Origin of the sequence: Kribbella qitaiheensis, assembly GCF_014217565.1 — a bacterium.
GTDB classification, from domain to species: domain Bacteria; phylum Actinomycetota; class Actinomycetes; order Propionibacteriales; family Kribbellaceae; genus Kribbella; species Kribbella qitaiheensis_A.
The window spans coordinates 6990024-7010386 of record NZ_CP043661.1; the positions used below are offsets into that span (position 1 = coordinate 6990024).

16 protein-coding genes and 1 other RNA gene are annotated in these 20363 nt (G+C 67.7%); 11 read left to right on the forward strand and 6 right to left on the reverse strand.

What is annotated here, in order from left to right; all coding sequences use genetic code 11:
• Positions 1 to 68 precede the first annotated feature (68 nt).
• Positions 69 to 1559, forward strand: a complete 1491-nt coding sequence (nagZ, locus tag F1D05_RS33220) for a beta-N-acetylhexosaminidase (RefSeq protein ID WP_185444274.1) — start codon at positions 69 to 71, stop codon at positions 1557 to 1559.
• Positions 1560 to 2076: 517 nt separating this feature from the next.
• Here the strand turns inward: nagZ and F1D05_RS33225 are convergent.
• Positions 2077 to 3270, reverse strand: a complete 1194-nt coding sequence (locus tag F1D05_RS33225) for an ROK family protein (protein WP_185444275.1) — start codon at positions 3268 to 3270, stop codon at positions 2077 to 2079.
• 124 nt (positions 3271 to 3394) lie between these two features.
• Between F1D05_RS33225 and F1D05_RS41415 the strand changes: the two genes are divergently transcribed.
• The 6 genes from F1D05_RS41415 (at position 3395) to F1D05_RS33260 (ending at position 10834) form a co-directional block, all read left to right on the forward strand.
• Positions 3395 to 5458, forward strand: a complete 2064-nt coding sequence (locus F1D05_RS41415; RefSeq protein ID WP_428994978.1) for an alpha-amylase family glycosyl hydrolase — start codon at positions 3395 to 3397, stop codon at positions 5456 to 5458.
• Between the two features lie 105 nt (positions 5459 to 5563).
• Entirely contained in the window at positions 5564 to 6388 is an 825-nt protein-coding gene (locus F1D05_RS33240) for a Nif3-like dinuclear metal center hexameric protein (protein ID WP_185444276.1), read from the forward strand.
• 93 nt (positions 6389 to 6481) lie between these two features.
• On the forward strand, positions 6482 to 7195 hold the full coding sequence (locus tag F1D05_RS33245) for a zinc ribbon domain-containing protein (RefSeq protein WP_206685933.1): 714 nt from the start codon (positions 6482 to 6484) through the stop codon (positions 7193 to 7195).
• Positions 7192 to 8367 carry a bifunctional RNase H/acid phosphatase gene (locus F1D05_RS33250; RefSeq protein WP_185444277.1) on the forward strand — a complete coding sequence of 392 codons (1176 nt, stop codon included), beginning with the start codon at positions 7192 to 7194 and terminating at the stop codon, positions 8365 to 8367. Before F1D05_RS33245 ends, F1D05_RS33250 begins: the two co-directional genes overlap by 4 nt.
• Positions 8368 to 8419: 52 nt before the next feature.
• Positions 8420 to 9856 carry an RNB domain-containing ribonuclease gene (locus F1D05_RS33255; RefSeq protein ID WP_185444278.1) on the forward strand — a complete coding sequence of 479 codons (1437 nt, stop codon included), beginning with the start codon at positions 8420 to 8422 and terminating at the stop codon, positions 9854 to 9856.
• Positions 9857 to 9904: 48 nt separating this feature from the next.
• Complete coding sequence (locus F1D05_RS33260) at positions 9905 to 10834, forward strand: 1-aminocyclopropane-1-carboxylate deaminase/D-cysteine desulfhydrase (protein WP_185444279.1); 930 nt, start codon at positions 9905 to 9907, stop codon at positions 10832 to 10834.
• Here the strand turns inward: F1D05_RS33260 and F1D05_RS33265 are convergent.
• Both F1D05_RS33265 and F1D05_RS33270 read right to left on the reverse strand, forming a co-directional pair.
• Positions 10831 to 11601, reverse strand: coding sequence for a DUF899 domain-containing protein (locus tag F1D05_RS33265; protein ID WP_185444280.1), 771 nt, complete (start codon positions 11599 to 11601; stop codon positions 10831 to 10833). The genes F1D05_RS33260 and F1D05_RS33265 overlap by 4 nt on opposite strands.
• Positions 11602 to 11684: 83 nt before the next feature.
• Positions 11685 to 12167, reverse strand: a complete 483-nt coding sequence (locus tag F1D05_RS33270) for a GNAT family N-acetyltransferase (protein ID WP_185444281.1) — start codon at positions 12165 to 12167, stop codon at positions 11685 to 11687.
• A gap of 53 nt (positions 12168 to 12220) precedes the next feature.
• Here F1D05_RS33270 and F1D05_RS33275 point away from each other — a divergent pair, with 53 nt between their 5' ends.
• Complete coding sequence (locus tag F1D05_RS33275; protein WP_185444282.1) at positions 12221 to 12793, forward strand: TetR/AcrR family transcriptional regulator; 573 nt, start codon at positions 12221 to 12223, stop codon at positions 12791 to 12793.
• Positions 12794 to 12823: 30 nt separating this feature from the next.
• Here the strand turns inward: F1D05_RS33275 and rnpB are convergent.
• Positions 12824 to 13248, reverse strand: an RNA gene (gene rnpB / locus F1D05_RS33280) — RNase P RNA component class A.
• A gap of 7 nt (positions 13249 to 13255) precedes the next feature.
• A complete protein-coding gene (locus F1D05_RS33285) occupies positions 13256 to 13624 on the reverse strand; it encodes a DUF952 domain-containing protein (RefSeq protein WP_185444283.1) in 369 nt (122 codons plus the stop codon).
• A gap of 214 nt (positions 13625 to 13838) precedes the next feature.
• Between F1D05_RS33285 and F1D05_RS33290 the strand changes: the two genes are divergently transcribed.
• Genes F1D05_RS33290 through F1D05_RS33300 form a run of 3 tightly spaced genes read left to right on the forward strand, consistent with a single transcriptional unit; the run spans position 13839 to position 19527 of the window.
• Positions 13839 to 15527, forward strand: a complete 1689-nt coding sequence (locus F1D05_RS33290) for a fascin domain-containing protein (protein WP_185444284.1) — start codon at positions 13839 to 13841, stop codon at positions 15525 to 15527.
• Between the two features lie 14 nt (positions 15528 to 15541).
• The gene (locus tag F1D05_RS33295) at positions 15542 to 18367 is read left to right on the forward strand and encodes a carbohydrate-binding protein (protein ID WP_185444285.1); all 2826 of its coding nucleotides are present in this window, start codon (positions 15542 to 15544) and stop codon (positions 18365 to 18367) included.
• 14 nt (positions 18368 to 18381) lie between these two features.
• Complete coding sequence (locus F1D05_RS33300) at positions 18382 to 19527, forward strand: ThuA domain-containing protein (RefSeq protein WP_206685934.1); 1146 nt, start codon at positions 18382 to 18384, stop codon at positions 19525 to 19527.
• A 174-nt stretch (positions 19528 to 19701) separates the two neighbouring features.
• On the opposite strand, the gene F1D05_RS33305 is transcribed toward F1D05_RS33300, so the two are convergent.
• The gene (locus F1D05_RS33305) at positions 19702 to 20238 is read right to left on the reverse strand and encodes a mobile mystery protein B (RefSeq protein WP_185444286.1); all 537 of its coding nucleotides are present in this window, start codon (positions 20236 to 20238) and stop codon (positions 19702 to 19704) included.
• Positions 20239 to 20363 lie beyond the last annotated feature (125 nt).

A 20363-nucleotide genomic window follows, 5' to 3' on the forward strand; every position in this document is an offset into this window, starting at 1 on the left:
CGGCCCTCGCCGCCGCTGCGATGGACGTCGGGTGGCGGCGGCGGGGGCGGGCGGGAGAGGGTGTGGGGATGAGCGAACAGCTGAAGACCTCACCCGCCCTGCCGCCCCAGTCGGTGGCTCGTGACGCTGCCGGCGCGCTGATCGTGGGGTTCAACGGGACGACTGCCCCTGACGACCTTCGCCGTGCCGTCGCGGCCGGGCTCGGGGCCGTCATCCTGTTCACCCGCAACGTCGTCGACGCCGACCAGGTCGCCGCGCTGACTGCCGCGCTGCGCTCGGAGCGCTCCGATCTGCTGATCGCCATCGACCACGAGGGTGGCGAGTTCAGCCACCTCGCTCCCGCGAACCCCTGGCCGCTGGCCTCGCCGCGGTCGCTCGGTGAACTCGACGACCTCGATCTGACCCGCTCCTCGGCCCGCGACGCGGCGGCCACCCTCGCCTCCCTCGGCATCGACCTGATGCTCGCGCCGTCGGTCGACGTGAACAGCAACCCGGCCAACCCGGTGATCTCGACGCGCTCCTTCGGTACGACGGCAGCGGTCGTCTCCCGGCACGGCGTGGCGTTCCTGGCGGGTGTCCGCGAGGCCGGGATCGCCGGCTGCCCGAAGCACTTCCCGGGTCACGGCGACGTCGCCGTCGACTCGCACCTCGCGCTGCCGCGGGTGGATCGGTCGATCGAGCAGGTGACCGCGGTCGAGCTGGCGCCGTTCAAGGCCACTATCGACGCCGGCGCCGATGTGATCATGAGCGCCCACATCGTCTTCTCGGCGTACGACGACCAGCCGGCCACGCTGTCCCGCCGGATCCTGCACGGCCTGCTCCGCGAGGAACTCGGCTTCACCGGCGTGATCACCACCGACGCCCTGGAGATGCAGGCGATCACCGCGACCCGGTCGATCGAGGACGCCACCATCGCGTCGGTCCGGGCCGGCGCGGACCTGGCGATGATCGCGATCGGCGAAGCGGATCCGCAGGCGCTGACCGCCCACCTGGTCGATGCCGTCAGCAACGGAACCCTCGACGCCGCCCGCCTCGCGGACGCGGCCGGCCGAGTCCGTTCCCTTGCCGCTTCGCTGGCGACCCGCAAGCGCGGTGCCGGCCTCGACGGCGCACCCATCCGCGAGGTCGCCGCCCGGACGGTCGCTCGCCAGGAGATCCCCGCGCTAGGCGGTTCGCCGTACGTTGTAGACCTGGCGCAGGGCCTGCACCCGGCCTGGAACCCCTACTTCAGCGGCCTCCCCGAGGTCTTCGCCCGAATCGCTCCCGACTCGGACGGAGTAGTTCTCCGCGGCGAGGACGAGGCAGCCCTGGCGGCAGCCCAGAACGCCGCCATCGGCCGCCCCCTCGTGGTCGCCCTCCAGGACGCAGTCCGCACCCCGTGGATGCGCGCCGCCCTCGACCACCTCCTCCAATGCCACGAAGGCGACGTCTTCGTTCTCTGCACCGGCATCCCCGAAGACCGCGCCATAGTCCCAGCCGCAGTCCCCGCAGCCGTAACCTACGGCCGCAACTTGGTGGTCCTGGAACAGGTAGCCAAGTCCCTCACCCGCCAGCCCTGACCCGCCCCACCCCAGCGGTCGCCCCCTCCTCCCGGGCCCTACCCCACCCCTGTTGGGGTTAGCCCACTCCCGTGGGGGTTAGCCCACCCCTGTTGGGGTTAGCCCATTGCTATGCCGATGGGGTAACCCCAATAGCAGGCGGGAACCGCCGTCTCCGTGTCGGGCGGGGTGCTGTTGGAGTTATCACACTCCTGTTGGGGTTAGCCCACTCCTATGGGGGTTAGCCCATTGCTATGCCGATGGGGTAACCCCAACAGCAGGCGGGAACCGCCGTTTCCGTGTCGGGCGGGGTGCTGTTGGAGTTATCACACTCCTGTTGGGGTTAGCCCACTCCCATGGGGGTTAGCCCATTGCTATGCCGATGGGGTAACCCCCATAGGAGGGGGGAACCCCACCGTTTCCGTGTCGGGCGGGGTGCTGTTGGGCCCTGGGAACCAGGTACTGCAGGCCCTTGCTGACCCACACAGAATTCTCGTGGCAGGGGGAGGGAGGGGGAGGCGGAGTGGGGCGGCGTACGTCAGCGGCGGGCTTTGAGTTGCAGGTCGAGGGCGTGGGTTTCTACGTAGTTGAGGGCGTGGCGTACTGCGCCTACGCCGACGATGGCGTCGCCCAGGGACGAGGTGGTGACCCGGGGTGGGGTGGTGGTGAAGGTGGAGAGCTCGGCTTCGATCTGGGGGAGGAGGGAGTTTGCGGCGGGGGCGACGGCGCCGCCGATGACTACCAGGGCGGGGTTGAAGATGATGCCGAGGGTGGCGACGACGCGGGCGGTTCGGGTGGCGACGTCGTGAAGGATGCCTAGGGCAACTTTGTCACCAGTGGCGGCCGCTTGGAAGACGAGTTCGGCGGTGATCGGTCCGGGCAGGTCCCGCAGGCAGGTCTGAACGGAGAGGTCGGCAACTGCGGAAGTGCCTTGTTCGCGGGCGATGCGGGCGATGCCGTGGGTGTCGCCGACGCCTTCGACGAGCTTGAGGTAGACCATCTCGCCGGCGCCGCCGCGACTGCCGTGCAAGAGTCGCCCGGAGTCCATCAGCCCGGAGCCGAAACGTTCGCCGGCCAGCAGTACGACGAGGTCGTCGACCCCGCGGCCCTCGCCTCGCCAGTGTTCACCGAGCGTGGCCAGATTCGCGTCGTTCTCGAGCAACACCGGCCAGCCGTGCAAGGAAGTCAGCCGGCTGGTCAGCCCGGTATCGAACTGCCGCCAGAACTCGTCGTCGACCAGGATATTGCCGTCGCGGTCCACCGGCGCCGCGACGCCGACGCCGGCCGCCAGTACTTCGGCGTCGGTGACCCCCGCAATCGAGAGAGCTTCTACGACAGCCTCGTGCACATGCGAAGTCCGCTCGGCCGGCGAGGTAGAGGACTGGAACGAGCGCCCGGCCTTCGCCACCGTCTCCCCGCGCAGATCCGCCAGCAGCACCGTCGTCTTCGCCGCGCCCACATCGATGCCCAGCACATAGCCAGCCTGGCTGTTGAACTCGAACCGCCGTGACGGCCGGCCTACCACGCTGTCGTCGCGGCCGGGGTCCAACTCGACCACCCAGCCCATCGCGATCAGGTCGTTGCAGACGGCATGCACCGTCGCGCGGGTCAGTCCGGTGGCCTCGATCAGGCCTGTTCCTGTCATCACGCCAGCGCTGGACAAGACGCCGAGCAGCTTGCCGGCGTTCACCCTGCGCAGCAGCGGCGGCGTGGCCGCCGACGTCTTCGTCATATTCCCCCTTGACCTCCTTGCAACTGCCCGCGCACAATACTGCAGAATCTAAATTTAGAGTCTATATAAATTATCCGGCAAAGCCACCGTCACCTGCCGGAAACATCGACCGAGTGAGGCGCTCTTGACCAGAACAGAACAGGTGATCCCCGCACGCGACTCGAAGGACCCCGACTGGTGGCGGCAGGCCGTCGTCTACCAGATCTACCCCCGCAGCTTCGCCGACTCGAACGCTGACGGCGTGGGGGACCTGCGGGGCATCATCAGCCGGGTTCCGTACCTGACCGAGCTGGGCATCGACGCCGTCTGGCTCAGCCCGTTCTACCCGTCCGCGCTGGCCGACGGCGGGTACGACGTCGACGACTACCGCGACGTCGACCCGCGTCTGGGCACCCTCACCGACTTCGACGAACTGGTCCAGGCGCTGCACGGCGCCGGCATCAAGCTCATCGTGGACATCGTCCCGAACCACACCTCGAACCTGCACAAGTGGTTCCAGGAGGCACTGGCCGCGCCGAAGGGCTCACCCGCCCGCGACCGCTACATCTTCCGCGACGGCAAAACGCCCGACAGCGAAGCCTCCGACGGCACCGAAGCCCAAGGCACCGAAGCCCAAGGCACCGAAGCCCAAGGCACCGAAGCCCAAGGCACCGAAGCCCAAGGCACCGAAGCCCAAGGCACCGAAGCCCAAGGCACCGAAGCCCAAGGCACCGAAGCCCAAGGCACCGAAGCCCAAGGCACCGAAGCCCAAGGCACCGAAGCCCAAGGCACCGAAGCCCAAGGCACCGAAGCCCAAGGCACCGAAGCCCAAGGCACCGAAGCCCAAGGCACCGAAGCCCAAGGCACCGAAGCTCAAGGCACCGAAGCTCAAGGCACCGAAGCTCAAGGCACCGAAGCTCAAGGCACCGAAGCTCAAGGCACCGAAGCTCAAGGCACCGAAGCTCAAGGCACCGAAGCTCAAGGCACCGGCGCCGAAGGAACCGAGCCACCCTCCGACTGGGACTCCGTGTTCGGCGGTTCCGCCTGGGCCCAAGCACCCGACGGCCAGTGGTACCTGCACATGTTCGCCGCCGAGCAGCCAGACCTGAACTGGGACAACCCAGAGGTCCGCGACGACTTCCTGACCACCTTGCGCTTCTGGTCCGACCGAGGAGTCGACGGCTTCCGCGTTGATGTCGCCCACGCCCTCATCAAGGACCTGAGCGAGCCGCTGCCCTCCAAGACCACGCTGCCCAGGCAGTCCGAGTCCAACGGCCTCCACCCGCTCTGGGATCGCGAAGGCGTCCACGAGATCTACACCGAGTGGCGCAAGGTCCTCAACGAGTACGACCCGCCCCGGTCGGCCGTAGCGGAAGCCTTCGTCCCGGCCGCCCGGCGAGCGCGGTACGCAAGCGCGGACGGCCTCGGCCAGGCGTTCAACTTCGACCTCCTCCAGGCGGACTGGGACTACGACCGCTTTCGTCAGGTGATCAAGGAGAACCTCGCTCTCGCCGAGGACAACGGTTCCTCGAGCACCTGGGTCTTCTCCAACCACGACGTCGTCCGCCACGCGACGCGGTACGGGCTGCCGATGGATCCGGAAGGCGCCTGGCAGGACGGCAAGGCGTGGCTGTTGAGCAACGGCACCGAGCCGACCGTCGACGTCGTACAGGGCTTGCGGCGCGCGCGGGCCGCGGTGCTGCTGATGCTGGCGCTGCCCGGTTCGGCGTACCTCTATCAAGGCGAAGAGCTCGGCCTGCAGGAGGTCGGCGAGCTGCCGGCGGCAAGCCTGCAGGACCCGGCGTACTTCCGGTCGAAGGGCGCCGAGAAGGGTCGCGACGGCTGCCGCGTACCACTGCCGTGGACGATCGGCGGGCTGTCGTTCGGCTTCGGTGCAGGCGGCTCACACCTGCTCCAGCCGACGTGGTTCGGCCAGTACTCCGTGGAGGCGCAGGACGGTGACGCCGGTTCGACGCTGAGCCTCTACCGCAAGGCCCTCGCCGTACGCCGGGGCCTGCAGACCGGCGAGGGGCTCGAGTGGGTGGACGGAGTCGAGTGGGGTCTGCACTTCAAGCGCCCCGGCGGCTGGCAGTCGGTCACCAACTTCGGCGCCGCCCCGATCGAGCTCCCCGACGGCGCGGTCGTCCTGTCCAGCGGCCCGCTCGAAGGCGCCAAACTCCCCTCCGACACCACCGCCTGGCTCATCTAGCAGCACGCGACCGGCCGCCCGACCAGAGCGGCCGATCCCGTACGACGTGGCGCGAGCGGCTGCCCCCTGCGGCCGTCTCGCGCCTCTACGCGGCAGGATGGGGCCGTGGAACCGACGCTTGGTGATGTGCTGGCCGTCCTGGACGAGTTGTACGACCCCGCCTGGGCGGAGAGCTGGGACGCGGTGGGTCTGGTGACCGGCGATCCCGCCCAGCCGGTGCGCAAGGTCTTGTTCGCGGTCGACCCGATGCGCGTCGTCATCGACGAGGCGATCGCGGGCGACTTCGACCTGCTTGTCACCCACCACCCCTTGCTACTCAAAGGAGTGAACAGCGTCGCGGCGATCACGCCCAAGGGCACCGTGATTCACGACCTGATCAAGAGCGAAACCGCCCTGCACGTCTGCCACACCAACGCGGACAACGCGAACCCAGGCGTGAGCGACGCCCTCGCCAACAAGCTCGGCCTGCAAGACACCAGGCCGTTGAAACCGCTCCCGCAGGACCCGACCGGCAACCTCGGCGGCGGACGCATCGGCGTACTGGCGGAGCCGGTGACGCTCGAGGAGTTCGCCGCGAGAGTGGCCGCCAACCTGCCGCGGACGCAGCACGGCGTACGGGTGTCTGGTGACCCGCAGCGGCGGATCGAGACCGTCGCGGTCGTCGGGGGAGCGGGCGATACCGAGTTCGAGCGGGTCCGCGCCGCCGGCGTCGACGCGTACGTCACGGCCGACCTGCGGCACCACCCGGCGACCGAGGCACGCGCGTACGACGAGGGCCCGGCGCTGGTCGACGTCGCCCACTGGGCGAGTGAGTGGCCGTGGCTCGAAGACGCCGCACGACTCCTGACTGCGAGGTTGGCAACCGGGGGCAGTACCGTGGACACTCACATCTCGACGCTCTGCACCGACGCCTGGACTTCGCGGCTCTGACGGTGCCAGTGTTCCGCTGCGGGACACGAGAGCTGACAACTGAACTGATCTAAGGAGCCGACCCTGAACGCCGAGCCCGCCGTCCAACGCCGGTTGCTGGACCTGCAGGATCTCGATCTGCAGCTGGATCAGGTCGCGCACAAGCGCAAATCGCTGCCCGAGCACCAGGCCCTGGCCGAGCTGGCGGCGGAGAAGTCCGTGGTCGATCGCGAACTCGTCACCGCCGACACCGAGGTCAGCGACCTGCGGCGCGAGCAGAAGAAGGCCGACAGCGATGTCGACCAGGTCCGCCAGCGCAAGGCCCGCAACCAGCAGAAACTCGACTCCGGTCAGATCAGCTCGCCGCGCGATCTGGAGAACCTGCAGCACGAGATCGGTTCGCTCGATCGCCGGATCTCCAATCTGGAGGACGCCGAGCTCGAGGTGATGGAGCGGCTGGAGGCGGCCGAGGTGGTGCAGACCGACCTGCAGGCCCGCGCCGACGCCTTCGCCGGCCGGCAGACCGAGCTGGAGAGCATCCGCGACGGCGCGCTGAAGGAGCTCGACGAGCAGCGCACGGCCTTCGCCGACAAGCGCGCCACCGTCGCCGCGGAGCTTCCCACCGACCTGATCACGACGTACCAGAAGCTGCGCGAGCGCAATGGCGGGATCGGTGCCGCGCCGCTGGTCGGCAAGCGCTGCATGGGCTGCCGGATGGAGCTGGCGCCGTCCGACCTGAGCGCGATCAAGGTCGCCGCGCCCGACGCCGTACTGCGCTGTGAGGAGTGCGGCCGCATCCTCGTCCGTACTGCGGAGAGCAAGGTATGAGCTCTACACATTCTGACCCCACCCCACCACCCCGGTCAGGTCACCATGTCATCGTCGAGGCCGACGGTGGATCTCGGGGCAACCCGGGACCGGCCTCGTACGGCGCGTTGGTGCGCGATCCGGCGACCGGTGAGGTGATCGCCCAGGCCGGCGTGACGATCGGCGTGGCGACCAACAACGTCGCGGAGTACAGCGGACTGATCGCCGGGCTCGAACTGGCCGCCGAGTACGCGCCGAACGCCTCGATCGAGGTGCGGATGGACTCCAAGCTGGTGATCGAGCAGATGGCCGGGCGCTGGAAGATCAAGCACCCGGACATGAAGCCGCTGGCGATGAAGGCCCAGTCGCTGGCGCCGTTCGGGACCGAGTGGACCTGGGTGCCGCGCGCCCAGAACTCCGCCGCGGACGCGCTCGCGAACATGGCGCTCGACGGTAAGCCGGTCCCGCTCCGCCCTGGCGCGGCGGCTCCCTCAGCCGCCGGGAAGACAGGCGCCGTACCGACCGAGGCGACCGATCAGCAGAAGGCGATGCGGGGCTGGGGCGCGCAGGCCGAGCCGCCGACCCAACTGATCTTCCTGCGGCACGGCGAGACCCCGCACACCGTGGACAAGCGGTTCTCGGGCTCCGGTGGCGCCGACCCGGCATTGAGTGAGACCGGCGTTGCTCAGGCGCAGGCGGCCGCGCAGTACCTGTCGATGATCGGTGGCGTCGACGCGGTGATCTCGTCGCCGATGCTCCGCACGCGGCAGACGGCCGGGACCGTTGCCGACGCGCTCGGGCTCGACGTGGTGGTGAACGACGCGTGGGTCGAGTGCTCGTTCGGCGACTGGGACGGGTTCACCTTCGCCGAGGTGCAGGAGAAGTGGCCGGAGGCGCTCAACGCGTGGATGGAGTCGACGTCGGTCGCGCCGCCCGGTGGCGAGTCGTTCGACGCCTGCGCCCGGCGAGCCAGGTCCGCGCGGGACTCGGTGCTGTCGGCGTACCCGGGCAAGACGGTCGTCGTCGTCACCCACGTGACGCCCATCAAGCTGATGGTTCGCGGCGTCCTGCAGGCCCCGATGACGTCGCTGTTCCGGATGGAACTGCGGCCCGCGACCATCACCGAGATCCACTGGTACGCCGACGGCTTGGCCTCACTTAAGAGCTTCAACATCCAGCCCGCACTAGTCTGACCTCTACAACCCGCCACAACGGGGTGGTGGGCGGAGTGGACGGAGTGGTCGGGTGCCGTTGCAAAAGGTTCATTTCGCGGAGGAAGTCCCGGAGGTCTTCCGGGCGTCGTTGTCGGCGATCCGGCGCGAACTCGACGTACCGGCAGAGTTTCCGGCCGAGGTGGTGCAGGCGGCGCTGACCGCCGCCAAGAACCCCCGGCTGCCCGAGCTGGACCGGACCGAGATCGAGTTCGTCACGATCGATCCGCCGGACTCGATGGACCTCGACCAGGCGCTGCACATCGAGCGCGACGGCGACGGGTACACGGTGCACTACGCGATCGCGGACGTCGCGGCGTTCGTCCAGCCCGGCGACCCGATCGACGTGGAGGCCCGTAAGCGGGGCGAGACCCTCTACGCGCCGGACAAGCGCACCTCGCTGCACCCGCCGGAGCTTTCCGAAGGTGCGGCGTCGTTGCTGCCCGACCAGGTCCGGCCGGCGCTGCTGTGGACGATCCAGGTCGACGCCTCGGGCGAAGGCACGGACGTGAACTGCAAACGCGCGCTGGTGAAGTCGCGCGCCAAGCTGAACTACGCCGGCGTACAGCAGGACCTGGATGCCGGTACGGCGTCGGAGTCGCTGCAGTTGCTGCGCGAGGTCGGCAAGCTCCGCGAGCAGCGCGAACTCGAACGCGGCGGCGTCAACCTGCCGATCCCGGACCAGGAGGTTGTCACCGGCAACGGCGAATGGACCCTGGAGTTCCGCGCGCCGCTGCCGGTGGAGGGCTGGAACGCGCAGATCTCGCTGCTCACCGGGATGGGCGCCGCGCACCTGATGATGTACGGCGAGATCGGGATCCTGCGGACGTTGCCGGAGTCCCACGACGACCTTCGCCGCAAACTGGAGAACACCGCGAAGGCGCTCGGGATCGGCTGGCCTGTCGGTACGTCGTACGCCCAGTTCATCCACGGCCTGGATCCGAAGGTGCCCGCCCACGCGGCGATGCTCGCTGCCTGCACGGTGCTCTTCCGCGGCGCCGGGTACACGTCGTTCTCGGGTGGAGTGCCGGAGCAGCCGGAGCACGCGGCGATGAAGTCGGAGTACGCGCACGTCACCGCGCCGCTGCGCCGGCTGGTGGATCGCTGGACCGGCGAGATCTGCGTGGCGCTGTGCGCGGACACTCCGGTGCCCGACTGGGTCCGCGAGTCGATGGACGAGATCCCGAAGATCATGGACGAATGCGATCGCAAGGCCCACGCCTACGAACGCGCGATCGTGTCGATGGTCGAGGCCGGGCTGGTCGCCGAACAGGTCGGGTCCGAGTTCGACGGTGTGATCACCGACATCGACGACCGCGAGGAGACCCGGGGCATCGTCGCGCTGACCACGATCGCGATCGAAGGCCGGGTCACTGGCAAGACCGCACTGCCACTCGGCCAACCGGTCCGCGTCAAGCTGATCAAGGCCGACATCACCGTCGGCACAATCGCCTTCGAACTACTCGGCTGAACAGTTGGTTCGCAACCGACTGGAGGATCGTCGTGCCATGCTGTCGGCGTGTCTTCGGCGATCGGGCTTAGGGTGCCGTCGCCGGTGGTCGAGCTGGCGGACGAGCGGCTGGCGGCGGGTGGGGTTCGCGTGCTGCTGAAGCGGGACGATCTGATTCATCCGGAACTGCCGGGCAACAAGTGGCGGAAGTTGAAGTACAACCTTGTCGCGGCTCGCGAGCAGGGACACGACACCCTGCTGACCTTCGGTGGTGCGTACTCCAACCACCTCCGGGCGACCGCGGCTGCCGGTCACTACGGATCATTCCGCACCATCGGGGTGGTCCGCGGCGAACAGCACCTCCCACTGAATCCCTCCCTCTCGTACGCCGAGGCGCGCGGGATGCAGCTGAGCTACCTTGACCGAACCACCTACCGATCCAAGGCATCCGCTGAGGTCATCGAGACCCTTCACCAGGAGTTCGGGGACTTCTACCTCCTGCCCGAAGGCGGCAGCAACCGGGAGGCGGTCATCGGCTGCGCGGAGCTTCCCGCCGAGCTCGAAGACCACTTCGACGTGCTCTTCTGCGCGGTAGGTACCGGCGGCACCCTCGCCGGCATCGCGGCTGGTCTGTCACCCGGTCAGCGAGCCATCGGCATCCCTGTCATCAAGGGTGGCGAGTATCTCGAGCAGGAGATCACCAACCTCCAAACCCTCGCGTTCGGTAGCCGCCGAGGCAACTGGACTCTCAACCATGCCCACCACTTCGGCGGCTACGCGAAACGCACCCCAACCCTCGACCACTTCATCACCGACTTCGAGACCCGCCACCACCTCCGCCTGGACTGGGTCTACGTCGCGAAGATGATGCACGCCCTCTACACCCAAGCAGCACAAGGAGCTTTCGCCCCCGGTACGACGATCGTTGCCGTGATCACCGGCTCCGACGAGCTCCCGACCTCTGAGAACGAACCCAACGCCCCATCACCAAAGGCTTAGTGGCAGTGCTCTTCGGTTTCCCGGTGGGTGATGCTGGGGTCGCCGGCTGGGGCGCCCAGACCGGTGGTGCGGCCTGAAGGTTGTTCCCAAGGTTCCTGGCGGCCAAGGGCGGTGAGGTCTATGACGTTTCCGCTGAAGCCCAGGGAGTCACAGCCGCGCCCGTACGTGGAGTAGGTGTGGTGGACGGCGTCGTCGGTGCGGAGGAAGCAGCTCATGCCGTGGAGGTCGAACGGTTGCTCGGTCTGGCTGAACTCACTTCCGGAGAGTTGGTCCCACTCGCGCTTCGTCCGATAGTTGTACTCGAAGGGCACCACGGAGTCGTCGAGGGTGACGCCGAAGTCGTAGTTGAAGGTCGTGCCGGCCGACGAGTACCACGGGAACGTCCAGCCCATCCGCTGCTTGAAGGCGGCGATCTTCTCGTACGGCGCGCGCGAGATCGCGGCGAAAGTGGTGGCCCGGTCGGTGAGCCCGTTCAGATGGCCGATGTCGTCGGCGAACCCGGAGCAGTTCGGGCAGCCCGCGTCCCACTCGGGCTGGAACATGAAGTGGTACACGACCAGCTGCAGCCGGCCCTGGAAGAGGTCTACCAGCCGGATCGAGCCGTCCGGGCCGGTGAACACGTAGTCCTGCTCGACCTGCACCATCGGCAGCCGACGGCGGTTCGCGTTCAGCTCGTCCCGCCGCTTGGTGAATTCCTTCTCCTCCTGCAGGAACTTCTTCCGCGCGACGAGCCACTCCGAGCGCGAGACGACCTCAGGCAGTTCCATTCTTTCTCCTGCTCACCGGCACCCGACGCGGGTGCGTTCACAGGCAACGTCGTAACCGGCCGAGGCGCCTCGACATCGCAGTACTAGGTCAGCTCGACCTCGTACGTCTGGCTGAGCAGGCCCTCGCCGAACAACTCATGCGGCTCCTGCGCTGTCAGCGTGAATCCGCGGGCCAGGTAGATGTTGCGTGCGGCGATCAGCGGATCGTTCGTCCACAGCACCATTCGCTTGTAGCCGGCCGCTCGCGCGAAGTCGAGGCAGGTGTCGACCAACCTGCCGCCGAGACCATGCCCACGGGCGGACGGATGCAGGAGCAGCAGCCGCAGCTTGGCCGTCGCCGCATCCGGGCCACGAACGCAGAAGATCGAGCCGAGCCGTTCGTCATCCTGTTCGGCGATCCAGGCGGCCTCGAGGTCCGGGTCGTACGTCGTGGCGAAGTCGGCCACGATCCGCGCGACCAGCCCCTCGTAGTCCAGCCCCCAGCCGTACTCCGCGGCGTACAGCTCGCCATGCGCCTGCAGCACCCAGCCGAGATCGCCCGGCCGGCCAAGTCTTCTGATCTGCATCTGCCACCACCCACTCTACTGACACGACTGTTTCAGTGAGTGATACTAACCCCATGGCCGCGCCGAAACCAGCCCCCTCCGCCCGGGAGACCGAGCTCCTCGAACTCGCCTACCAGTACTCCCTCACGCACGGCCTCGCCGACCTCTCGCTCCGCCCGCTGGCGACCGCGATCGGCTCCAGCCCCCGCGTCCTGCTGTTTCTCTTCGACAGCAAGGACGGCCTGATCCGCGCACTACTCGCCCGGACCCGCACCGATGAACTCGAACTCCTGCGCGAGATCAACAGCCGGTACGGCGATGCGCCCGGTCTCGAGGTGATCGCCAGGGAGCTCTGGACGTGGCTGGCCGCAAAGGAGCGACGGCCGCTGATGACCTTGTGGGTGGAGGCGTACGGGCGCTCCCTGGTCGCGCCGGAGGGGCCGTGGGCCGACTACGCCCGGTCGACGGTGGACGACTGGCTCGAGTTGCTCGCGACGGCGCAACGCAAGCGCGAGCGGGCAAGCCGCCGCGGCGAGGCGCGGCGTACCGGCGTACTGGCCATCTTGCGAGGAGCGTTGCTGGATCTCCTCGCCACCGGAAACAAGGACCGCACCACCGCGGCCGTCGAGGCCTACCTGGCCGACTAGCGCTGTCGGGCGGACTGTCGCGGAGTTGGGTGAACGGGCCGGTCTTTAAGCCGGATTCTGTGGTCGGCGATCATCTATCTACGGTGTCCGTTGCCGGGCACCTCTAGCGGCCTACCCGCGAGCTCGGGCGGGCAGCCCTCGAACGCTCGCGCAGGTGGCGGTTGCCCGTCACCCTTCTTGGCCTTGCTCCACGTGGGGTTTACCTAGCCTCCCCAGTCACCTGGGGAGCTGGTGGTCTCTTACACCACCGTTTCACCCTCACCCGCACTCCGATGAACCACGGGGTCCATCGAAGCCGCTGGCGGTCTGTTCTCTGTGGCACTGTCCCGCGGGTTACCCCGGGTGGGCGTTACCCACCACGCTGCCCTGTGAAGTCCGGACTTTCCTCGGCGGCCATCGGGTGACCGCGAAACCGCGGCACTACCGATGAACGACGCGATCGCCCGACCGACCCGTTCGGACTCAGGATAAGGCCTCGGCCGGTACTTCGGGCCAACGGCCGTCCGCACCTCGTTCGTAGGACCGGACGTCGACGACCGCGTCGAGGTTGAGTGGGCCGTACAGGTGCGGGAACGACATCCCGATCGCGTCCAGGTCCTCGTCGCAGAGTGCCGAGACGAGTCGCCGGGTCTCGATCACCAGCAGCCGCAGCGGCTCGGTCACGTCGGCGTAGAAGGAGTTGGCGACCATCGCGACCTGCTCGGCGTGGGAGCAGTGGATGAAGGTGGCTTCGTCGTCCAGCGACTGGCCGCGGGTGGACCACCGATAGCTGCCCGCCTGCTGGGCGGCTTCCCATTGGTCTGCGAACGCGAGGTGAAAGATCGTCGGCATGCGCAGAAGATTATCGGCGCCGGCCCCGATCCGCCCGCAACCTCGCGGAGCGCAAGAAGGCACCCCGCAGCCCGCAAAAAATACGCAAAGACTTCGGTTGGTTGCCCAACGAAGTCTTGACGTGACGCACAGAGACGGGAAAGATCCGATCTCTACCTGTGGTCCTCTCCGCCCCCAGGCCATAGGTCCCGCCCTAGCGCTCAGGTGAGATCCGATGAACCCCCTCCTGCGCTCGCCCCTGCCCAAAATCATGCTGAGCCTGGCTGTGCTGGCCTCGTTGCTGGCGACCGGTGGACCTCCCGCCGTCGCGGCGCCCGGCACCACCGCCTGGCAGAGCGGCACCTTCGTCGTCGACACCCCCAACCTCATCCGCCGCTCCGACGTCGTCCTGCAAAGACCCAATCCGGCTCCGGCCGAGTCGCTCCCGCTGGGCAACAGCGCCCTCGGCGCGGCCGTCTGGTCCGCCGGCGGCTTCACCGCCCAACTCAATCGCACCGACACCTTCCCCGACCGCAAAACCCTCGGCCAGGTGGTGATCCCCGGCCTGTCCCGGCTCACCTCCGCGGCAGACATCAGCGGGACCCTCGACCTGTACGACGGGATGCTGCGGCAATCCGGCGGCGGTATGACGCTGACCGCCTTCGTCCGGGCCGACACCCGGCAACTGGTCGTCGACGTCACCGGCGCGGATCCCAACAGCACCCAGACCGCCCAGGTGAAACTCTGGAGCGGCCGTTCCTCCCAAGCACGGGCATCCGGGTCCACCGCCGCACCAGCCGAGACCTGGGTCGACAACTCCGGTGCCGGCGCGTCCGGCCGGACCTTCGGATCGCTCGCCGGACTGACAGCCGGCGGTCGCAACGTCGTCGCCTCCGCACCGAACAACCTCACCGGCCAAGTCACCTTCCAGCCCAACGCCGATAGCTCGTTCCGGGTCGTCGTCGCGGCGCCGACCTGGACCGGCGGTGACTCGATCGCCACTACCAACTCGGTTCTGAACGGCGCGGCGACCCGCCCGCAGAAAGAAGTACGGGATGGGCATTTGCAGTGGTGGCACAACTACTGGGCCTCGGCTGGCCTGATCAAGATCAGCTCGGCCGACGGCACCGGCGACTACGTCGAGAACCTGCGCACGATCTTCCTTTACGCGAGCGCGGCCCAGAGCCGCGGCGTCCTGCCTGGATCGCAAGCGGGCGTCGCGGATCTGTTCACGTTCTCGCAGGACAAGCGGGACTGGCATCCGTCCGGCTACTGGTTCTGGAACCTGCGAATGCAGGTGGCGGCCAATCTGTCCGGGGGGCTGCCGAGCCTCAACGACCCGATGTTCCGCCTCTACCAGGACAACCTCGACGCGATCGCGTCCTGGACCAGCGGGCATATGCCCGGCCGGCAGGGTCTGTGCGTCCCCGAGCCCATGCGGTTCAACGGCAACGGCACCTACAACGGCGGAACCGGCAACTCGTCGTGTGATTCGGCCAGCTCCCCGAGCTACAACGCGCTCACGGTGACCACGGGCGCCGAGATCGGGCTCTGGGTCTGGGAGCACTACCGGATGACCGACGACCAGGCCTTGTCCGGTACGCCGGCAGCCGCGGCCCGGCGGTACGACAGGGCGGCCATCGGCCTGCCCAAGCAAACCTCCGGGACGGGCACAGTCAGCCTTCGTGCCCACGCCAACGGCAAGTACGTCACCGCCGGCATCGGTACACCGCTGATCGCCGACAGCACCACGATCAGTACGGCGCAGCAGTTCGAGCTGGCCGACCTCGGCGGCGGCAACGTGTCGCTGAAGGCCAAGGCCAACAACCTGTTCGTCGCGGCCGACAACGCCGGCGCGGCTGCCCTGATCGCCAACCGGGCGGCGATCGGCCCCTGGGAACAATTCGATCTGATCACCAACTGAAGGAGTGTGGCGCCATGACCAGAAAAGGTGTTCGGCGGATCTCCTTGCTGATCACAGCCGTTCTGACGGCCGCGCTGGGTCTCAGCGCACCAGCGACGACCGCTCAAGCAGGTTCCACCATCCCACCCGGCGACTATCAGCAGGTCTCGCTCGCCAGCGGCAGCAACGAGCTGGGCGAAGCGATGTCGCTGGCCGTGCTGCCGAACAGGTCGGTCGTGCACACGGCCCGCGACGGTTCGGTCCGGATCACCGACGCGGCCGGTACGACCAGCCTCGCGGGCAAACTCAACGTCTACGCGCATGACGAGGAAGGCCTCCAAGGCGTCGCGGTCGATCCGAACTTCAGCTCGAACCGCTTCATCTACCTCTACTTCTCACCAAGACTGAGTACTCCGGACGGTGACGCGCCGACCGACGGTACGCAGGCCGACTGGGATGCCTGGAAGGGTGAACTCCACCTGTCCAGGTTCATCCTGAAGACCGACAACACGCTCGACCTGGCCAGCGAGAAGATCGTGCTGCGGGTGGCGAACGATCGCGGCCAGTGCTGTCACGTCGGCGGCGATCTCGACTTCGATGCTGCCGGCAACCTTTACCTGACCACCGGTGACGACAGCAACCCGTTCCAGTCCGACAGCTTCACGCCGATCGACGAGCGGACCAGCCGCAACCCACAGTTCGACGCGCAACGCAGCGCGGGCAACACGAACGACCTGCGCGGCAAGCTGCTCCGGATCCACCCGCAACCGGACGGCACCTACACGATTCCGGCGGGCAACCTGTTCCCGGCCGGGACCGCGCAAACCCGCCCGGAGATCTACGCGATGGGCTTCCGCAACCCGTTCCGGATGAGCGTCGACAAGCTGACCGGCATCGTCTACCTGGGCGACTACGGACCGGACTCCGGCGTCACTGATCCGAACCGCGGGCCGAACGGCCAGGTCGAGTTCGACCGGATCACCGCGCCGGGCAACTTCGGCTGGCCGTACTGCACCGGCACGAACACCAGCAACGAGACCTACAACGACTACCAGTTCCCGAGCGGCCCGTCGGGTGCCAAGTTCGACTGTGCGGGCGGGGTCACGAACAACTCTTTCCGCAACACCGGTCAGACCAAGCTGGCGGCCGCGAAACCGGCCTGGATCCGGTACGGCGGCGACGCCGGTACTCCGCCCGAGTTCGGCGCCGGCGGCTCCGAATCGCCGATGGGCGGCCCGGTCTACCGCTACGACGCCAACCTCAACTCCGCGGTGAAGTTCCCGGCCTCGCTGGACGGCCGGTTCTTCGCCGGCGAGTACGGCCGCAAGTGGATCAAGGCGATCGAGGTGACCGGCAGCGGTACGCCGGGCGACATCGGCGCGTTCCCCTGGACCGGCACGCAGGTGATGGACATGGCCTTCGGTCCGGACGGTGCCTTGTACGTGCTCGACTACGGCACCGGCTCGAACAACCAGGCGCTGTGGCGGATCGAGTACCTGGGCAGCCAGAACCGCAACCCGATCGCCAAGGCGAGCGGGAATCCCACCTCCGGCGGACGGCCGCTGACCGTGACGTTCTCCTCCGCGGGCAGCTCGGATCCCGAGGGCGGCGCGCTGACCTATCGGTGGACCTTCGGTGACGGAGGCACCTCCACCCAGGCCAACCCGACCTACACCTTCAACACTGCGGGCAACTACACGGCGACATTGACGGTGACAGACCCGACCGGATTGACGGGCTCGGCGAACGTGCAGGTCAGCGTCGGCAACACGGCGCCGACGGTGAACCTGCAGACGCCTGGCGACGGTGCGTTGTTCTCCTTCGGCGACACCGTGCCCTTCCAGGTGACCGTCACCGATCCGGAGGACGGCACGATCGACTGTTCGCGGGTGAAGGTGACCTACCTGCTCGGACACGACGATCACCAGCACCAGATCACCTCGAAGACCGGCTGCAGCGGCTCCATCGCAGTACCGGTGGACGGTGAGCACGATCAGTCGGCCAACGTGTTCGGCGTGTTCGACGCGTCGTACACCGACAACGGCGGTCTCACCTCGCACAGCATCCACAAGCTGCAGCCGCGTCATCGCCAGGCCGAGCACTTCACGGCGCAGTCCGGCATCCAGCTGGCCGATCACGGCACCGCCGAGGGAGGCCGGACGGTTGGCTTCGTGGACAACACCGACTGGATCTCGTTCCAGCCTTACACGGTGAGCAACGCCACCTCCTTCACGGCACGGGTCTCCTCGGCCGGTGCCGGCGGGACGATTGAAGTACGGGCCGGTTCACCGTCCGGTGCGCTGATGGCGACCGTCGCGGTGGCACCGACGGGGAGCTGGGACACCTTCACCAGCGTCTCGGCGAACCTCAGCAACAAGCCGGCCGGTACGACGAGCCTGGTGCTGGTGTTCAAGGGGGCCACTGGCAACGGAAATCTCTTCGACCTCGACGCGTTCACCCTGGCCACGACGGCATCGGGTGGGTCGACCACCGAGGGTGAGGCGTTCACCTCGCAGTCCGGCGTACAGGTCGCTGCGCACGCCGGTGCGAGTGGCGGGCAGACGCTCGGCTACATCGAGAACGGCGACTGGGCCGGGTACGCCGGGGTCGCCACGGCCGGGATGCACGGGTTCAGCGCCCGGATTTCCTCGGCCGGATCCGGCGGCACTCTCCAGGTGCGCGCTGGGTCGGCGACGGGCACTGTGCTCGGGTCGGTCGCCGTGCCGGTGACAGGCGGCTGGGAAACGTTCCAGACCGTCTCCACCACCTTGAACGCAGCGGCCAGTGGGCCGTTGTTCCTGACCTTCACCGGCGGCGCCGGAAACCTGTTCGACGTCGACAACTTCACCGTCACTCCGTGAATAGGACAAATGCCATGACTACTTTTACTCGTCGTGAAACGCTGCTGTCAGGGGCATTGCTGGTCGCCGGGGGAATGGTCGGCTGGCAGGCCACACCGGCCTCGGCAGCCAAGGCCGCGGCGTACCAGGTGCTGGTCTTCAGCAAGACGGCCGGGTTCCGGCACGACTCCATCCCAGCCGGCATCCAGGCGATCCGCGAACTCGGCGCCGCCAACGGATTCACCGTCACCGCTACCGAGGACAGTGCGGTCTTCACCACGTCCCAGCTGGCCGCCTACAAGGCCGTGGTGTTCCTCAGCACCACCGGCGACATCCTGAACGATCCGCAGCAGGTGGCGTTCGAGTCGTACATCAATGGCGGTGGTGGATACGTCGGAGTCCACGCCGCCGCCGACACGGAGTACGGATGGCCGTACTACGGGCAGTTGGTCGGCGCGTGGTTCAACAGCCACCCGGCGATCCAGCAGGTGACCGCCAGGGTGGAGGACCGCACGCATCAGTCGACCGCGCATCTCGGTGCGACCTGGGTACGCACGGACGAGCTGTACAACTACTCGACCAACCCGCGGCCGAACGTGCATGTGCTGATCAACCTCGACGAGTCCACCTACAGCGGCGGCAACATGGGCGATCACCCGATCGCCTGGTACCACTCGCAGGGCTCCGGGCGGTCGTTCTACACCGGCTTCGGGCACACCATCGAGTCGTACTCCGATCAGGCGTTCCGGCAGCACCTGCTCGGCGGCATCCTGTACGCCGCTGGTGCCGGATCTGTGCCGCCGGTGACCCAGATCGAGGGAGAGGCGTTCACGTCGCAGTTCGGCGTACAGGTTGCTGGGCACGGCTCGGCGAGTGGCGGTAAGACGCTCGGGTACATCGACAACGGTGACTGGGCCGGCTACTCGCAGGTGAGTACGGCCGGGGCCACCCGCTTCAGCGCGCGGATCTCGTCGGGCGGCGCGGGTGGCACGATCCGGATCCGCTCGGGCTCGGCGACCGGGCCGGTGCTTGGGACGGTCGCAGTACCGGTGACTGGCGGCTGGGAGAACTTCCAGACCGTCTCGACCACCCTCACCGCATCGGGCAGCGGCCCGCTGTTCCTCACCTTCAGCGGCGGTTCGGGATCCCTGTTCGACATCGACACCTTCTCGCTGAGCTAACCGCCTGCCGCGCTCGTCACCTGTGGACAACACAGGTGACGAGCGCGTACCCCACCCAGACTCGCGTTCTGGCGGATGCGTTGTGCCCACCCGAGACTGTTCGGAGGTGGTCTTGCCGATCAGATCCGATGCTCGGACGTGCGCGTCGCCCGGCCAGGCTCACGAACCGGCGTCTCAGGTCCAGGTGTCGTCGGCTTGGGGATCTACGGCGAACTTCATGAGTGCTCCGATGCCGTTGGGGTTCTTGTCGAGCCGCCGCAGTGAATTGAGGTAGGCCGCCCGCTGTTGCTCGAGGGCTACTCCCAGGTGTCCTCCCCAGGAGAAGCAGTCCTCGTCCAGGCCGAGGGCGAGTTCCTCGGCGAGGATGCGTGCGTGGCGTCCGTTGCCGTTCTGGAACGGGTGGATCTGGACCGTTCGGTGGTGCAGTCGCAGAACCACCTCTGCGGGGCTGAAGGTCTGGTTGTCGACCCAGTACGTGGCGTCGCCCAATGCGGCTGGCCAGTCTTCGCGGATTCGGTACGGGTCGATACCGATGCTGAGCTCACGGGTGCGAATGCGCCCGGCCCACTCCCACACCTGGTCGAACATCCGTCGATGGATGTCGCATTGCACAGGAAGGGATGGCAGGTCGGGCACATCGAGTGCCTCGTCCCGGATCCAGAACCGGGCATCGCCGATGTTGCTGCTTTCGACGTCGTTCAGCTCAGACATCGATTCGATGCCTCGAGAGGTGCCAGGAGGTACTGCTTGTCCTCCTCCTCAACCGGAGTGGCTCCGTACGGCTGGTTGAGGGGGTCGAACACACTCACAGCTCGCACACCTTCATGATCGTTGGC

What these genes read in the sequence shown, in the direction of transcription:
- nagZ (WP_185444274.1), top strand. Translation starts at nt 69, where the DNA reads ATGAGCGAACAGCTGAAGACCTCACCCGCCCTGCCGCCCCAGTCGGTG.
- F1D05_RS33225 (WP_185444275.1), bottom strand. Translation starts at nt 3,270, where the DNA reads ATGACGAAGACGTCGGCGGCCACGCCGCCGCTGCTGCGCAGGGTGAAC.
- F1D05_RS33250 (WP_185444277.1), top strand. Translation starts at nt 7,192, where the DNA reads ATGAGCTCTACACATTCTGACCCCACCCCACCACCCCGGTCAGGTCAC.
- F1D05_RS33265 (WP_185444280.1), bottom strand. Translation starts at nt 11,601, where the DNA reads ATGGAACTGCCTGAGGTCGTCTCGCGCTCGGAGTGGCTCGTCGCGCGG.
- F1D05_RS33270 (WP_185444281.1), bottom strand. Translation starts at nt 12,167, where the DNA reads ATGCAGATCAGAAGACTTGGCCGGCCGGGCGATCTCGGCTGGGTGCTG.
- F1D05_RS33275 (WP_185444282.1), top strand. Translation starts at nt 12,221, where the DNA reads ATGGCCGCGCCGAAACCAGCCCCCTCCGCCCGGGAGACCGAGCTCCTC.
- F1D05_RS33285 (WP_185444283.1), bottom strand. Translation starts at nt 13,624, where the DNA reads ATGCCGACGATCTTTCACCTCGCGTTCGCAGACCAATGGGAAGCCGCC.
- F1D05_RS33290 (WP_185444284.1), top strand. Translation starts at nt 13,839, where the DNA reads ATGAACCCCCTCCTGCGCTCGCCCCTGCCCAAAATCATGCTGAGCCTG.
- F1D05_RS33295 (WP_185444285.1), top strand. Translation starts at nt 15,542, where the DNA reads ATGACCAGAAAAGGTGTTCGGCGGATCTCCTTGCTGATCACAGCCGTT.
- F1D05_RS33300 (WP_206685934.1), top strand. Translation starts at nt 18,382, where the DNA reads ATGACTACTTTTACTCGTCGTGAAACGCTGCTGTCAGGGGCATTGCTG.
- F1D05_RS33305 (WP_185444286.1), bottom strand. Translation starts at nt 20,238, where the DNA reads ATGTCTGAGCTGAACGACGTCGAAAGCAGCAACATCGGCGATGCCCGG.